We start from the raw sequence: 14,415 nt of genomic DNA, 5'->3' as shown, positions 1-14,415 counted from the left end.
CTGGGCTGATGGCGGATCGATGGCGGGTATTGATGCTGGGGTGGGAGTATCCACCTGCGGTGAGCGGTGGGCTCGGAGTGGCTTGTTTTGGATTGGTGAAGGCGCTGGAAAAGCTAGCCGAGGTGGACCTCGTGGTGCCGATGGATTTGTTTCCGCCAGCTGAGGGATTGACGGTTTCACCGAGCCTGCAGCCGTACCAGCTAGGACAGTCAGACAGACAATCTGAGCGGGAGGTGGATGGCTCGCGAGCGCGGGTGAGGTTTCCAGCTGGAAATCGATCACCATCGGCGGAGGGGAGAATTTTTCCCAATGCCTATGCCTGCGCGACTCAGTGGGGGGATTTTTCGCCGTATGACGCGGCTGCTGGGCCGGCGCGTGAGATGGCGGTGGAAAAATGGTCACCCTACGCGGGGGGAAATGGGCTGCGTGGACATGCGCATTGTTTTTGTCGTCACGGGAAATCCAGAGTGGCTGGTTTTGGCTGGCAGAGTGCGGCGGAGGCAAATGGATATTTTACATTTTCGCCGTGGGCAAATCGGGCAAATCGGACTGGCATTATCGGAGCGGGATCAGAGGTGAAAAATTCTCACCCTCAAGCAGTGGCAAGGGGTGACGCGGCAAAAAGACAACAGCCAGACAGACAATCTGAGCGGGTGCCCAGAAGGCATCGGGCGCGGCGCTCAGCGCTGGCGGGAGATCGTGCGTTAGCGACTGGTGTCTGTGCGCTTGAGCGGGTGATTGAGCTGGCGGCGACGGCGCGTGATGATGGTGGATTTTCTGACGCCCAACTGTATGCGGGTGATCTGCACGCCAAGGTGGTGGCCTATACACGGCGTGCGGTTTTGCGTGGTCTGGCATCTTCAGCGGAGGTGATCCACGCGCACGACTGGATGACTTTTCCAGCCGCTATTCAGCTGGGCCGACTGACGGGCAAACCAGTGATCCTGCACGTGCACTCGAGCCAATACGATAGGCTGGGGAGCTGGGCGCGTGATTGGATTTTCCAGCTGGAAAAAAAGGCCTTCCAGCTGGCTGATGTGGTGGTCTGTGTGAGCACCTACACCGCAGACATTTTGCAAAACCACTATGGCGTGGCTGAGGAGAAAATCTCCGTCATTAGCAATGCCTATTCGCCGGCAAATCCAGCTGACCCGCCAGCGGTGAAAAATTTCCCCACCCAAGCAGAGGCAATGGCTAGCGGCGCCTTATCACGACAGCTAGACAGACAATCTGAGCGGGTGACTGAGCGGGGATGGCATGAGCCCATCATAGACGTCGATGATGATGAGAAGTGGGTACTTTTTGTCGGGCGGCTGACTTACCAGAAAGGGCCGGAGTTTTTTGTCGAGCTAGCCAAGCGGGTGACTGATGAGCGCGCGAATGTGCGATTTTTTATCGCCGGATCAGGTGAGAAAGGTGACGAGCTGAAGGCGATGGCGGCTCGCCGTCAGCTGCAGGGAAAACTCGAGTTTCTCGGTCAGCTGGACCGCGGTGATTTGCTAGCGGTGATGAGGCGTGCGCAGGTGCTGTGCATGCCATCGGTGTCGGAGCCATTTGGGCTGGTGGCACTGGAGGCCGCAGCGATGGGCATGCTGGTAATCGTCTCGCGCCAGAGCGGCGTGCGCGACCAGCTAGCTGGTGTGCAGGCGCTGGATTTCTGGGATCTAGCTGGCTGGCAGCGAGCGGTAAAGTGTGCGCTGGATCAGCCGTCAGGAGATAGGCAAAAAAAGACCCAGCTGGAAATCGCAGATTTCAGCTGGGACGATGCGGCGCGGCAGGTGCTGGAGTGCTACCGTGCCGCGCGATGATTTTATTGCTCTGACTTTATTGCTCTAAATTAGGTGCTTCGTTGACAACAATCACCTCAGTTTTGAACCACTCGTCGCCGAGGCGCAGCAGTGGTTTGTTGTCGCTATCTTTGAGATAAAGAATACCGAGCTCAACCAGTCCGCCGAGCGGCACGAGGAATAGGACATTGCGCAGCACACCCTTCTGCCAATTGCCATTGAGGTCTTTGCCGTCGCTGCCGATGGCACGCAGTTTCATCACTTTCTTGCCTATGCTCTGGCCATTGAGAAATGGTAGCGTATCGCGTGTCAGCATGTAAGCCGTGGCCGCCACATAGGCGACGTAGTCGATGAGCACGATGTACAAAACCAGCCACACCGCCCAGTCGATCAGGCCAGCCAGCGCACGTTCTTTGAAGGCGGCTTCGGCAAATTCATCCGTGTCGAGCAATGAAGTGCTTGGCGCGTCGTCTGTTTTGGCTACTGGCTCAGCCGCAGGTTTTACCTCATCCTTTGGCGGAGTCGGCTCAGCAGCTGTCTCCTCCTTTGCGGCAGCTGGGGTCTCGATGTTTGGTTTGGGAATAGATGGTTTAGGAATGTCCGGCTTGGGGATGCTTGGCGTCGGAATGGTTGGTTTCGGGATACTCGGTTTTGGAATATCTGGCTGGGGGATGCCAGCATTGCTCTCAGCTGGTTTATCTTGCTCGTCTGACATGTCGGAAATTGGGCTATGGTTAACTTACAAACTAGCTGGGATTTCCAAGAATGCAGCTGGAAAATCGATTTTTCGCCAGCTGGCCATCTATCTGTTTCACGCTTAATGTTAGACATGTGATGTGCAGCCAGCTATGCATACGCTTATGAAAACGATTTTATCTTTGTTAGTCGTCGCAGTCATGATGGTTCTAACTCCTGCAGGATATGCCGCCGAGGCAAAACCCGTGCCAGCGGATTTCAAAGCGCTAGAGCGGTAGCCTAGGCAATGTGGAATTTTTCAAAATCAAAGCTAAGGGCAATGAACTTGAAGTCTTTCTGCTCGACCAAGGAGAAGGCGCTGAGTTTTCTAATCGGGTCAAATTTGATGGCACGAACAAGTTTGAGGAAAAAGGTCAGGCCAGCTTCGCCAACGGCACCACCGTCAGCTGGGTCAAAACTTATAACAAAAAGTAATCACCCTGCCTGGTCTATTCTGAATCTGTCCACCGCGTTAGTGCTAGGAAGGTCCACTGGATAAACAAGGTCCTCGTATTGCTCGACGAGCATGGCGAGAAGCTCAAGCTCTCTGCCTGCATCGCTGTTCGCAGCTGGGTCATCCATCATGAGGGAGTCAATACGCTCAAGTGCCTGATCGTATTGTTCTTCTGTTTTGATGATACGGTTATTGGTGGATGGCATATGCTGCCTAAAATGGATATTCCGTTAAAGCCAAGAGCAGCTTTTCAGTTGTTCGAGAGCGGTTGCTACCTGAGCTTCACCCATCAGCGCTGTTTTGCGTGCGCTCCACTCTGGCCTTGTGGGCTCCCATTGTTTGATGCCTTGTAGAACAGATTCAAGGTTTGCAGAGTAATTGTCTTTTGTGGCGACCCAATGAACCGTAGCGAGCAACTCCATTCCATAGGGAGTTTCAAACCCTTCAATAAGTTTCCCCACTCTAGCGAGCCGTTCTAATGACTCGTTGTCGCCATCTAGGAAATCAGCAGCTTCTTGCTTTGCATTTCCTTTAAGCTGCAGGTTCATCTCAGAGGTATCGTGATCTCCTACACCTTCGACAAAGTGTCCGTCGATGCAGTTAAGGACATGCCTTAGGTTATCAGCATAGGGGCCAAATTGATTTTTACTGTAGTTGAGACGCAGTGGCTGGCCCGCTTCTTGGGCAAAATAGCAGAGTTTTTGCACTTCAACTTTACTCAGGCTGTAGCCAAGTTTTTGATAGAGAGAGATGAGCTGGATGAGTATTGCCCTGCCACTGGTCATTTTGGGTCTCTCAGTATGCACAACGATTTCTTTTGCAGCGGGAGCACCTAATGGCGCGAAGACCTGGATGTCTACTGAGTCTGCAATAGGTTCAAAAGCATCGTTAATGAGTTTGTGAACGAGGCCCCATTCTAGTCCACCGTTTCCACACCCTAAGGGAGGGATGGCTATCGATTTGATTCCTAGCTCTTGAATGGTTGCGACAAGTTCTTTGAGACCATCGGTGATATAGGTGACCTTAGATTTGCCGCGCCAATGGTCTTTGGTGGGAAAGTTGATAATATAGTAGGGCTTTTCAGCAAGCTTTCCCAGTTCATAGACATGCATAGTGCCTGGCCGTAGCTCTTTATGATCGCAGATTTTTTTATAGTCCTTGAAGGCTGCGGGCCATTTCTTTTTGAATTGGAGGGCAATGCCTTTGCCCATGACTCCGACGCAGTTGACTGTATTCACTAGGGCATCTGCCTCAGCGCGAAGTAAATCTCCAGATGTAATGTGAATCGCCATTTTAGAAATACCAGTCGGGTTTCACTTCCACGGTAAGCGTGGAAGCAGCTGCTTGTAAAGCGACATTCACACGCACCGCTGTCTCAGAGTTTTGCGTGACGATCTTCTGAATGTTGTCAATGTGCATGCTTTCGTGAACCAAAAACTCAGCCTGTCGGACTTCTTTTCGACTGCTCCAGTGTGGCTTGTTGGTATCGTACCTATCTTGCCAGTATTTTGCGTAGCCGCTTACAGTTGGGTGTTCGAAAAAAATACGCCAGTCAATTTTCTGCAGATCCAGAAGTTGATTATAACAAGTAGCATGGGCCAGCACCGCGTGGCGGTCATAAAATACAAAGCCATTGTTGTCTGCCAAGATTTGAGCTGTGGTGACAAAGTAGATGATCTCCCCTTGAGCACGAGCGTTTTGAATGCTACCGAGGTGATTACAGTAGAGCATCGGCGCTCTGGGGGCGAAGTAGAATGGTACGTAGTCGTGCAGAACACCACCTGGGGCTAGGCTTACAAGTCGGGTTGCGCGGCGTGTCTGTATTTCTTCGTTAGCAATAGAAGTTTTTGTTTTTCCTCGGGCGCTATTTGTCGACAGGAGGGCTCCCTTTTTAAGGATACTCGGCAAGTTATCCACATGGGTGATATGGAAAACGGGCGTGTTTTCAAGGTGGTCTGCAGGTATCATAGAGAGTTCCGTCATAGTCGCTTGGCCGTTCATGAGCATGGGCAGCAGCTGGTCGGACTGGGTGAGATTGCTAGATTCTATTAGTGTATAGAGGTTTTGATAGCCAAGCTGGCTTGGCTAATTGCACATAACAATTAGATTAGTTTAGGCATTCCAGCCAGCTGGAATTTAGAGAAAATCTAGTTGGCGCTCACGCCAGCTATTTCTGCAGCCTCAGCGCTTGCAGTGATTTGCCCTGAGATTCCCAGAGTTTTTGGAAATCTGTCTTTGGATAGAAAAAGGCATCTTCTGGCCACTCTAGCTGGTTGAACTTGCTGAAGGTTTCGATTTCCTCCTCAACCCACTCGAAGTACGGTGGGTGGTCGGTTTTGAAAAGAAACTCACCACCCGGAGTGAGCACTTTGCGCAGTGCTTCGAGAAAATCTTGCTGCACCAGTCGGCGGCGTGCGTGTTTGGCTTTTGGCCATGGATCTGGGCACAGCAGGTGGAGGCGGCTCACACTCTCCTCAGGCAGCAGCCACTCTAGCGTATACTTGCTTTCGAGCCGCAGCACTTTGACGTTGGTGAGTTTGGCATCTTCGGCGCGTTTGCACACACCGCGCACGCGTCCTAGCAGACGTTCGACTCCCAAAAAGTTACGCTCGGGATAATGTTTAGCCATTTCCAACAGAAATGTTCCATCGCCGCAGCCGAGGTCAATTTCCAGCGGTTTGTCATCAGCAAAGATCTCATTGATGCTGAGCCGGCGGAAGTAGTCCTGTGGAATGAATTGTAGTGGGCTAGTAGTCTGTGGTTTCTTGGCCATGCGCGGGCAGTTTTTGCCGAGCTGGATCGGGTTGCAAGCGATTTTCTCTGCCATCGTCGACTTTGTGCTTGGACTGTGCTCGCGAATGTGAATGTTGGCGGGCGTGCCCATCGCAAAAGTCAAACGAGTATTCGCGCGCAACTTCCAGTATCATGGCGAGCTGGGAGCCTCGGTGAGCGTGTGGCGTGATGGCAAAGAAATCCTCTCCATCGCCGATGGCTGGTGCGAAAAAGAACAGCAAAACCCGTGGACTCAAAATACCATGGTGCCTGTCTATTCTTGTACCAAAGGACCCGCGGCTGCCATTCTACTCCAGCTGCTAGAAGAGCAAGGCATGACGCCTGAGACCAATGTGCGTGAGCTGTGGGAAAAGTTTCCTCACGAGAATGCCACCATCGCTCATATGCTCTCACACCAATGTGGCTTAGCCGCGTTAGATAAAAAAACCAGCGTCTGGGATTACGACGAAGTGATAGACGCGATGGAGCAACAAACTCCTAACTGGCCGCTGGATGATGGCCACGGGTATCACCCGAGAAGTTATGGGTTTTTGCTAGAAAAAATCGTCCGTGAGCTCACTGGTGGCAGACCCTTAGGTGAAGTGTGGTGGGAGAAAATTGCCCAGCCCATGGGGATAGAATTTTGGATTGGCCTGCCTGAGAGCGAGTTTGGCCGCATGGCTAGGCTGTACCCAGGCAAGATGGATAAAAGCGACCTCGACTCTGGGTTCTACCGCGAAATCAATACCGAAGGCACACTCGTGCGCAAGGCATTCAGCTCGCTGCGTGGGCTCAACTCGGTGCGCGAGATGAACTCGCCTGAGGCGTGGCAATGTGGGCTGCCCGCCATGGGGGGCGTCGGTACCGCTAGCGCGCTGGCTAAGTTCTATCAGCTGGCCATTGGCCGCATCGAATTTTTTTCACCGGCTGTGTTAGGCTGGATGCGTGGCATCCGCGTCAATGGCTACGACCGTGTGCTGCTGCGCAATACCGCATTCTCATGTGGTTTCCAGCTGGATCCATTAGATAACTTTGGCCGCAAAGAGCGCCACTTCTATGGACTGTCTAAATCTGCTTTTGGTCACCCAGGGGCTGGCGGTAGCCATGCCTTTGGTGACCCTAGCAACGGGCTTTCATTTGCCTACACCATGAACCAGATGGACCTCAGCCCGATGCCCGGCATCAAGAGCTTAGAAATGGTGAAAGCGCTTTATTTGTAGCCTGCTTCAGCTGGCTGAGCCAGTTCACTCGTGCTTGCAATCTGTAGGGCGCTGGCTCAAGCTGCGGTCGTGCAGAAAGAAGAGAAACCATTCGCCGGATACGCCCTGTTTGATATGGACCAGACATTGGTGCCGTGGGACATGCAGATGTATTTTTGTAACTACGTGCTGCAGCGCGAAGGGTGGCGACGACTCTATTTGTTAGTCTTTGTGCCATTCCTGCCACTGGCGAAGTTTCTCGGTGACGGCACCATGAAACGCATCTTTTTCAGCTTCCTCTGCGGTATGCGTCGCGATCACCTAGAGGCATTGTGTGAAGACTTTGTCGCCGATTGTATTCCATCTATCTGTTATGAAGAAGTGCTCGCTGAGGTGGAGAAAAATAAACAAGCTGGGCGGGTGACGGTTTTGAATTCAGCCAGCCCAGAGTTTTATGCCGTGGCTATGGGCAAGGCGATGGGATTTGATTATGCTTATGCTTCAAAAATGATCGTCGAAGATTACATGCCATTATTTCCCGATATTGATGGCGGTAATAATAAGGGAGCGGTGAAGTTAGGCCGCATGACTCACCTCTTCCCTGAGGGATTTGACCCCGCCGCTGGAGATGTGCTAGAAAACAGCATCGGCTATTCTGATAGCCATGCTGATCTGCCAATGCTGCGAATTTGTGAAAAGAAGGTGATCGTTCACCCAACAGCAAAACTACAAGCCGCCGCTGATGCCGATGGCTCTGCTGATTGGCAATTGGTGCAGCCTGCTAGACCGACGGCTAACAAAAAAGAGTGGCTGCGAGCATGTCTCAAACAGATTCTAGGTTGCTACCAAACTCATTAGAATAAGCTAGCTAATCATGGGATTTAGCCTTATGGCATTGTGGACTTGTTAGCATCTGTGAGTAGTTATAAAACAGATGTCTAGAGAGTGTGACGGTTATGTCACAAAAAAGCACTCAAAGAATCCGGCCCCTTCGACCTAGTGTGCTGACGAATTCGCAATTGGCGGCCGCTCGGCAAGCTAACCGAACGGATTCGCTAGAATATATCACAAAGAAAACTCATGATTAAACACACACTAAAATCAGCAGCCAAAGCAGCTGCTATTACTTCTGTACTCGCAGCTCCTGCTATCGCAGGTGAGCCAGTTGTAGCTCAAGCTCCAGCAGCTGACTGCGGTGACTGGTGCGAAACACTTACATCTATCGGCACAGTCTACAAAGATAGCTCAAACCCATACGTTCAGCAGCTGAAGTTCTTCGGTCGCTACCAGTATCAGGTTGCACAAATCAACGGATCAGATGTTGATGGTGATAGCTTTAACGAGAATTTCACTGAGCACCGCCGTGCTCGTCTTGGTGCTGAGCTTAAGTTCCTCAACACATTCAAACTCAAAGGTAACATCAACATGGTTAGCGACGGTCGCCCAGGCGGTGGTGATCTCAACTGGGGCTACCAGAGCTTTGACGAACTCAAGCTTTCTTGGGATGCCAAGAAGCAGTTCGACCTCGGTGGTGTTGATAAACTTGGCGTAACTTACGGTCGTCAGAAGTGGACGCTTAGTGCTGAAGCTCACGAATCATCAAAGAGCATCAAGACTGTTGAGCGTTCTGCAATTTCCAACAAAGTATACGCATCTGCTCGCGGTACTGGTGTTACTGTAAACGCAGCTAAAGGCGCATGGAGCGGTGCTGCTAGTGTATACAGCACAACTGAAAGCGACGACCTAGCAGGATGGAACGACGGTGAAATGTACCTTATCAACCTCGGCTACGAGTTTGCTAACGGTGACGAACTCCTCTTCGATTACGGTTATAACAATGTAGATTCTAACCAAGATGATCTGCTTGATTACAAGTGGGCAACATCAATTGCATACTACATGGAGCGCGGTCGCTTTGAATTCATGGCAAACGCCATCTACGGTGACAACGGTGACCAAGGCGAAGACCGCGACGGTTCATTCTACGGTCTTGTTCTCCTTCCTTCATACTGGTTGGTTGAAGACACTCTCGAAGCTGTAGGTCGTTACTCATACTCTGGTTCTAGCGAGTCAGAAGGTATCCGTACCAACAGCCGTTACTTCCGCCGTGATCACGGTGCTGACGTAAACAGCGGTCGTGGTGACAGCCTTCACTCAATCTATGCTGGTGTAAACTGGTACCTCTGCGGCAACGCATCAAAGGTAATGCTCGGTGTTGAGTATGATAACCTTTCTACTCCAAACGGTGACGCAGACGCTACTACTCTGTGGGCTGCATACCGTATGTACTTCTAATCAGATTTAGATCTGATAGTTATTTTGTCTGTTTGTTGCCGGGTCCCTTTCGCTAGGGGGCCCGGCACTTTTTTGTCTGCGTGTCTGGGCGAGCTGGCATTTGCCTGTATCCTCAAGATTCCCTCTTGCGCGCAGCTGTGGGCTGGCTTATGACTGGTGGCGATAGAATGAAGAGTGTGTCTTTGTTCATTTTTTGCCAAATGAAAGCCTACTTTATACGACGACTGTTATTGATCCCGCTGACCTTGCTAGGGGTAACTTGGCTTGTCTTTTCAGTGACCCGAGTTGCTCCCGGCGGGCCAGTGCAAAGACTGCTGCAAGAGCAAGCTGCTAACGGCGATGGTGGTAAATCTAACTCCAGCCACCAACAAGGCGGCATGAGTGACGAGCAAGTCGAAGCTATGGAGGAGGAATTTGGCGTCGATAAAAAGATGTTGATTGCCTACGGCCAGTGGCTCGGCGTAGTAGCGCGTGAAGATAATCTATCAAAGCGGGAATTTTCTGAGGCCGCTGAACCGCTAGCTGATGGCGCTGAAGCCATCGATGTGGTCGCCAAAGGCACTGACCGGGTGGTCAAAGTAACTCGCAATGGTGACCAGCTGGTATCCGCTGTTTTTGTAGATACTGGGGAGAAAATTGAAAATGCTGGCTGGAGTGCCCGCGTAGAATCACCAGCTGATAGGCAAGATCGCTGGTTACGTCGGCAAACTGATGCCGATGCCAAACCACCTAACTACGGTCACCGAGCAGTAGTTTTTAAAACGAACTATTCAGGTTTGCTGCAAGGGGATTTGCGCAATTCATCCACTTATGGAGATCCTGTGATAGAAATGGTTTTTGAGCGTGTTCCTATCGCTTTGTATTTTGGTATTCTTACCGCCCTGATCACTTATTCGGTCTGCATCCCGCTGGGGATATTGAAGGCAATCAAACACCGAACCTTTGTCGATAACTTCAGCTCGATTCTTATTTTCTTAGGATATTCGATTCCTGGCTTTGCGCTCGGCGCGGTATTGCTGGTTTATCTTGGTGCGCGCGCTGAGATCTTTCCCTTATTTGGCCTCGTTAGTGATAATTTCTCCGAGCTCAGCGGGCTGGAGAAGCTGCTCGATCTAGCGCATCACACGGTTCTGCCGCTGCTTTGTTATGTAGTTGGAGGATTTGCCGGTACCACCATGATGATGAAAAATAACCTCATGGACAATCTAGCTGCTGACTACGTTCGCACTGCCATGGCTAAAGGTGTTAGCTTCAAGCGGGCAGTATTTTGCCACGCGCTGCGCAACTCAATGATACCAATCGCTACATCTATTGGTGGTTTGCTAACCATCTTTGTTAGCGGATCTATATTGATTGAAACCGTTTTTGATATCAACGGCTTTGGTTTGATGCAATTCCAAGCAATTACAGATAAAGACATGCCAGTAATTATGGGCACATTGACCATCTCGGCCTTCCTCATGTTATTGGGCAATGTGATCTCGGACATGGTCGTGGCCATGGTAGACCCTAGAATTAAATTTAACTAAGCATGAGAAAACTAGCTATTTCATTGATCCTTCTAGGAGTCATTGCCATCGCGGGCTGGGCCTGCGGGCTGGCCTTGCCGACACTCAGCTGGCCGTTCCAGCTGCATGTCGCCTTTGGATATATTTGCTCAATTGTGGTATTGGTCATCGGCATCGGACTACTGTGTAAAAGGCAAAAACACTTTAATTTTAAACCGATGACGGTGCGCCGGCTGCAGCGCTTTAAGAGCATTCGGCGGGGTTATGTCGCGTTCATTCTTTTGATTGCGATGATCTTGTTAGCAGCTCTTGATCAGCTAGTGGTTGGAAAACGTGCGCTAGTTGTTTACTACGATGGCCAGCTGAGTTTTCCCGCGCTGATGCAAAATCCGCTGATGGGCGAGCAGTTCGGGCTCACCGGTGACGCCGCTGTTTCCGAGCCTAACTATCGAAAGTTGAAAAAGGACTTTGCGCGTGAAGATCAGGGAAACTGGCTGTTGATGCCATTGATTCCTTATGACTCTAGCAACGACTCGATTCCAGCTGTATCAGAGTCATTAGAGCTGCGCGACGGTGTGTATTTTAGCAAACGCACGGGCCTGCCGTATTCAGGTTTGGCAGCTAGCTTGTACGATGTCGAGGAACCAACCTCCATGCATATTCGCTACCGCCTGCGTGAGGGCATCAAACAGGGAGTAGCTGACGGCTGGGATGAACAAAAAGAGCGTGTTTATTCAGCGACCTATCAGCAGGGAAATGCTAGCCAAGAGAATTATTCTGGCGCGGGTGAACTAGCCGATTTTCTCAACGCTGAAGTGACGGATCTCCGTATTGTTCACTATAATCCAGCACCACCACTGCCAGCTGAAAAACTCTATTTAGGAACCAATTCAAAAGGGCTAGACGTCATTGCCTATTTATACGGCGGGCTGCAGGTCAATATAAAGGCAGCCTTGTTATATATTCCTTGTGTCTATCTGATTGGTGTTACTGTAGGTTTATTGATGGGCTACTTTGGTGGTACCGTAGATATTTTAGTTCAGCGCCTGATTGAGATATTCTCCAATATCCCATTTTTGTTTGTTGTTTTGATCATGAGTTCGTTACTGCCAGACCAATTACGTGGTTTGGGACTCATCCTAGCTATTTTGATTTTATTTGGCTGGATGGGCATGACTTACCTCATGCGTACCGCTGCGCTGAAAGAAAAGCAGCGTGACTATGTGGCTGCGGCGCGTGTGCTTGGCGCATCTACTCCACGGATTATCTTCAGGCACATCTTGCCTAACTCAGTAGCTATTTTAGTGACCCTGATCCCGTTCAGTGTGTCTGGTATTGTCTTGGCCTTGACCTCGCTCGACTACCTTGGTTTTGGTCTGCCATCTGAATATGCCACCTGGGGGCAACTGCTTCAGGATGGATTAAATAATCTATCATCACCGTGGATTGTTAGCTCAGCTTTCACCATGTTGGTCTTATTGTTGGTGCTAGTCACCTTTGTTGGTGAAGCCATACGCGAGGCCTTTGATCCGAAAAAATTTACAACTTATCGATAATGCAGAAACGATTCATAAAATGGAGCACCATGATGGTGTGTTTGTTAGCTGGTTTGTCGATCTCATTGACCAGCTGTAAACGTCAACAGAAAGCTGGCGATGATGTCGTGCTTTACGATCTCGACGGCTTTATTGAGAAGTATAACGAGGAGATTGATAGCTGGCTGGACAGCCAGCTGGAAATGGCACAAAAGGCACTAACTGATGAGCAAGAAAAGGCGCTCGCAGCAGAGGGGGAAGAGGCTCAGCTCGCCGCGCAACAGCGAGTGCAAGCTGCCCAACGCGAACTCGAAAAATACCAATTTAGAAAATCATTAGATGGTTATTTCAGCTTTCAAGATGCAAGCGCCATACCGCAAGATCTCAGCTGGGTAGATGGATTAGACCAGCCAGAAATTGGCGATGAGAGAGCGATCAAAGGTGGCGTGATGCATGATTTCATGTTGGCGTTTCCACCAACCGTTAGGCCATTTGGTCCAAACTCAAACCATAGCTTCCGTGGTAAGATGTACGATGATTTTTCTATGGGCTTGGTGACTTTACACCCAGACACCATGGAGTTGATTCCTGGGCTTGCCAGTGAGTGGGCTGAGTCAGCAGATGGACGTACTGTTTATTTCCGCATCAACCCAAAGGCCACCTATTCGAATGGTGATAAGGTGATGGCCAAGGATTTCATGACATCTATCTACGTGCGTATTTCTGATCATGTTTTTAATCCTTTTTCCAAGCAGTACTTCAAAGAGCAATACGCTAACATCACCGTTTACGCTGACGATTTGTTATCCGTTAGCTTGCCGGAAGTTAAGTTGATGGCACCCATGTACGCTGGTGGATTATCTCCTTCTAACCCTGGATTTTATAGCGAGTACGGGCCAGATTACAAAGACCGCTACCAATGGCGCGTACCACCAACGACTGGCGCCTACACGGTAGAACCTGGCGGTATTGTCAAAGGCAGATCGATTACTCTGAGCCGCGTGAAAGACTGGTGGGCCAAAGATAACCAGTATTATCGTTATCGCTTCAATACGGATAAAATCGTCTATCAGGTGATTCGTGATATGAACAAAGCTTTTGAGTTATTCCGCATTGGCGAGCTGGATTCATTTCCCGTTTCGGTGCCAGAATACTGGTATGAGAAAACAGAAATTGAGCCAGTTTTTGACGGTTATATCGAGAAGGTTAGGTTTTATAACAGATGGCCAAGAATTCCGTGGGGCATCTATCTGAATGTTGATGAGGGATTGATGCGCGATAAGGATGTGCGCATTGGCATGCATCATGCGATGAATTTTCAAAAGGTCATCGACTCAGTATTCCGCGGCGACTACGAGCGACTCAATAGCTTCAGCTCTGGCTTTGGCGAACTCACCCAGCCAGATTTACGACCTCGCCAGTTTTCTATCACCGAGGCGGTGAAGGCCTTTGAGCGCGCTGGATTCACCGAAATGGGAGCAGATGGTATTCGTCGCAAGCCAGACGGCACGCGTCTATCAGTGCCTGTGACCTACACCCGTGAAGAGACTCGTGAGAAGATCATGAATGTGCTCAAAGAGGAGGCCAAGCGCTGTGGATTCGAGCTGCGCTTGGATAGCTTGAATGGCAGTGTGACTTATAAAAAGGTCTTAGGCAAAGAGCACCAAACGACTTATAGCGGCTGGGGAGTGGGGCCACCGTTTCCTAACTACAGACAATTTTTTCACAGCGATCAAGCCTTTGACGATAAAGGAAAAAGGAAGCCCAATACCAATAATCTTAATAGTTATGCCAACCCACGGATGGACGAGTTGGTAGAGATTACCCGCAATGCGCGCACGGTAGATGAGTTCAAAAAAGCAGCCTATGAGATCCAACAGATCATTCACGATGATGCCTTGGTTATCATGGGGGCTGATAGAAGTTTCACTTCCTTGGCATTCTGGCGCTGGCTGAAATGGCCTGATAGTGAGACTACTAAATTCTGCGTACCAGTGGTCTATGAACCACGCGACAGCTACCTCTATTGGATAGATGACGAGGTGAAGCAGGAGACCTTGAAAGCCAAACGTGATGGGCGCAAATTCCCTGAAGTAGAAAAAGTTTACGATCAATTTAGAGAACACTAAG

The 14,415-nt window shown here is 50.2% G+C and carries 13 protein-coding genes; 8 read left to right on the top strand and 5 right to left on the bottom strand.

The genetic code is table 11. The features are described from left to right. The first annotated feature begins 8 nt into the window (after positions 1–8). A complete protein-coding gene (locus tag JIN82_RS15235) occupies positions 9–1,808 on the top strand; it encodes a glycosyltransferase family 4 protein (protein ID WP_200312524.1) in 1,800 nt (599 codons plus the stop codon). 16 nt (positions 1,809–1,824) lie between these two features. Here the strand turns inward: JIN82_RS15235 and JIN82_RS15230 are convergent, their stop codons facing one another. After that, on the bottom strand, positions 1,825–2,502 hold the full coding sequence (locus tag JIN82_RS15230) for an RDD family protein (protein ID WP_200312523.1): 678 nt from the start codon (positions 2,500–2,502) through the stop codon (positions 1,825–1,827). Positions 2,503–2,771: 269 nt separating this feature from the next. Between JIN82_RS15230 and JIN82_RS15225 the strand changes: the two genes are divergently transcribed. Further along, the gene (locus tag JIN82_RS15225) at positions 2,772–2,957 is read left to right on the top strand and encodes a hypothetical protein (protein ID WP_200312522.1); all 186 of its coding nucleotides are present in this window, start codon (positions 2,772–2,774) and stop codon (positions 2,955–2,957) included. On the opposite strand, the gene JIN82_RS15220 is transcribed toward JIN82_RS15225, so the two are convergent. From JIN82_RS15220 to trmB, 4 genes are all read right to left on the bottom strand, one after another. Then, positions 2,958–3,182, bottom strand: a complete 225-nt coding sequence (locus JIN82_RS15220; RefSeq protein ID WP_200312521.1) for a hypothetical protein — start codon at positions 3,180–3,182, stop codon at positions 2,958–2,960. Positions 3,183–3,206: 24 nt separating this feature from the next. Next, a complete protein-coding gene (darG, locus tag JIN82_RS15215; RefSeq protein WP_200312520.1) occupies positions 3,207–4,268 on the bottom strand; it encodes a type II toxin-antitoxin system antitoxin DNA ADP-ribosyl glycohydrolase DarG in 1,062 nt (353 codons plus the stop codon). A gap of 1 nt (position 4,269) precedes the next feature. After that, positions 4,270–4,983 carry a type II toxin-antitoxin system toxin DNA ADP-ribosyl transferase DarT gene (darT, locus tag JIN82_RS15210; RefSeq protein ID WP_234042087.1) on the bottom strand — a complete coding sequence of 238 codons (714 nt, stop codon included), beginning with the start codon at positions 4,981–4,983 and terminating at the stop codon, positions 4,270–4,272. 160 nt (positions 4,984–5,143) lie between these two features. Beyond that, positions 5,144–5,803 (bottom strand): tRNA (guanosine(46)-N7)-methyltransferase TrmB, encoded by a 660-nt coding sequence (gene trmB, locus JIN82_RS15205; protein WP_234042086.1) that lies wholly within the window; start codon positions 5,801–5,803, stop codon positions 5,144–5,146. A gap of 49 nt (positions 5,804–5,852) precedes the next feature. Between trmB and JIN82_RS15200 the strand changes: the two genes are divergently transcribed. The 6 genes from JIN82_RS15200 (at position 5,853) to JIN82_RS15175 (ending at position 14,414) form a co-directional block, all read left to right on the top strand. Next, positions 5,853–6,968, top strand: coding sequence for a serine hydrolase domain-containing protein (locus JIN82_RS15200; RefSeq protein WP_200312518.1), 1,116 nt, complete (start codon positions 5,853–5,855; stop codon positions 6,966–6,968). Positions 6,969–7,037: 69 nt separating this feature from the next. Then, the gene (locus tag JIN82_RS15195; RefSeq protein ID WP_200312517.1) at positions 7,038–7,805 is read left to right on the top strand and encodes an HAD family hydrolase; all 768 of its coding nucleotides are present in this window, start codon (positions 7,038–7,040) and stop codon (positions 7,803–7,805) included. Positions 7,806–8,027: 222 nt separating this feature from the next. Next, positions 8,028–9,242: a porin gene (locus JIN82_RS15190; protein ID WP_200312516.1), complete on the top strand. Its 1,215-nt coding sequence runs from the start codon at positions 8,028–8,030 to the stop codon at positions 9,240–9,242. 200 nt (positions 9,243–9,442) lie between these two features. Next, positions 9,443–10,771 (top strand): ABC transporter permease, encoded by a 1,329-nt coding sequence (locus JIN82_RS15185; RefSeq protein WP_200312515.1) that lies wholly within the window; start codon positions 9,443–9,445, stop codon positions 10,769–10,771. A 2-nt stretch (positions 10,772–10,773) separates the two neighbouring features. Beyond that, a complete protein-coding gene (locus JIN82_RS15180; RefSeq protein ID WP_200312514.1) occupies positions 10,774–12,306 on the top strand; it encodes an ABC transporter permease subunit in 1,533 nt (510 codons plus the stop codon). Further along, a complete protein-coding gene (locus JIN82_RS15175) occupies positions 12,306–14,414 on the top strand; it encodes an ABC transporter substrate-binding protein (RefSeq protein ID WP_200312513.1) in 2,109 nt (702 codons plus the stop codon). The genes JIN82_RS15180 and JIN82_RS15175 overlap by 1 nt, the downstream gene beginning before the upstream one ends. The last annotated feature ends 1 nt before the right edge of the window (position 14,415 follow it).

It is taken from the genome of Persicirhabdus sediminis, from assembly GCF_016595495.1.
GTDB classification, from domain to species: Bacteria; Verrucomicrobiota; Verrucomicrobiia; order Verrucomicrobiales; family Akkermansiaceae; genus Persicirhabdus; species Persicirhabdus sediminis.
The sequence above is the reverse complement of the archived record's forward strand: the minus strand, read 5'-3'. Positions and strand labels throughout refer to the sequence as shown.

What these genes read in the sequence shown, in the direction of transcription:
- JIN82_RS15185 (WP_200312515.1), top strand. Translation starts at nt 9,443, where the DNA reads ATGAAAGCCTACTTTATACGACGACTGTTATTGATCCCGCTGACCTTG.
- JIN82_RS15190 (WP_200312516.1), top strand. Translation starts at nt 8,028, where the DNA reads ATGATTAAACACACACTAAAATCAGCAGCCAAAGCAGCTGCTATTACT.
- JIN82_RS15235 (WP_200312524.1), top strand. Translation starts at nt 9, where the DNA reads ATGGCGGATCGATGGCGGGTATTGATGCTGGGGTGGGAGTATCCACCT.
- JIN82_RS15175 (WP_200312513.1), top strand. Translation starts at nt 12,306, where the DNA reads ATGCAGAAACGATTCATAAAATGGAGCACCATGATGGTGTGTTTGTTA.
- trmB (WP_234042086.1), bottom strand. Translation starts at nt 5,803, where the DNA reads ATGGCAGAGAAAATCGCTTGCAACCCGATCCAGCTCGGCAAAAACTGC.
- darG (WP_200312520.1), bottom strand. Translation starts at nt 4,268, where the DNA reads ATGGCGATTCACATTACATCTGGAGATTTACTTCGCGCTGAGGCAGAT.
- JIN82_RS15220 (WP_200312521.1), bottom strand. Translation starts at nt 3,182, where the DNA reads ATGCCATCCACCAATAACCGTATCATCAAAACAGAAGAACAATACGAT.
- JIN82_RS15230 (WP_200312523.1), bottom strand. Translation starts at nt 2,502, where the DNA reads ATGTCAGACGAGCAAGATAAACCAGCTGAGAGCAATGCTGGCATCCCC.
- darT (WP_234042087.1), bottom strand. Translation starts at nt 4,983, where the DNA reads ATGCTCATGAACGGCCAAGCGACTATGACGGAACTCTCTATGATACCT.
- JIN82_RS15180 (WP_200312514.1), top strand. Translation starts at nt 10,774, where the DNA reads ATGAGAAAACTAGCTATTTCATTGATCCTTCTAGGAGTCATTGCCATC.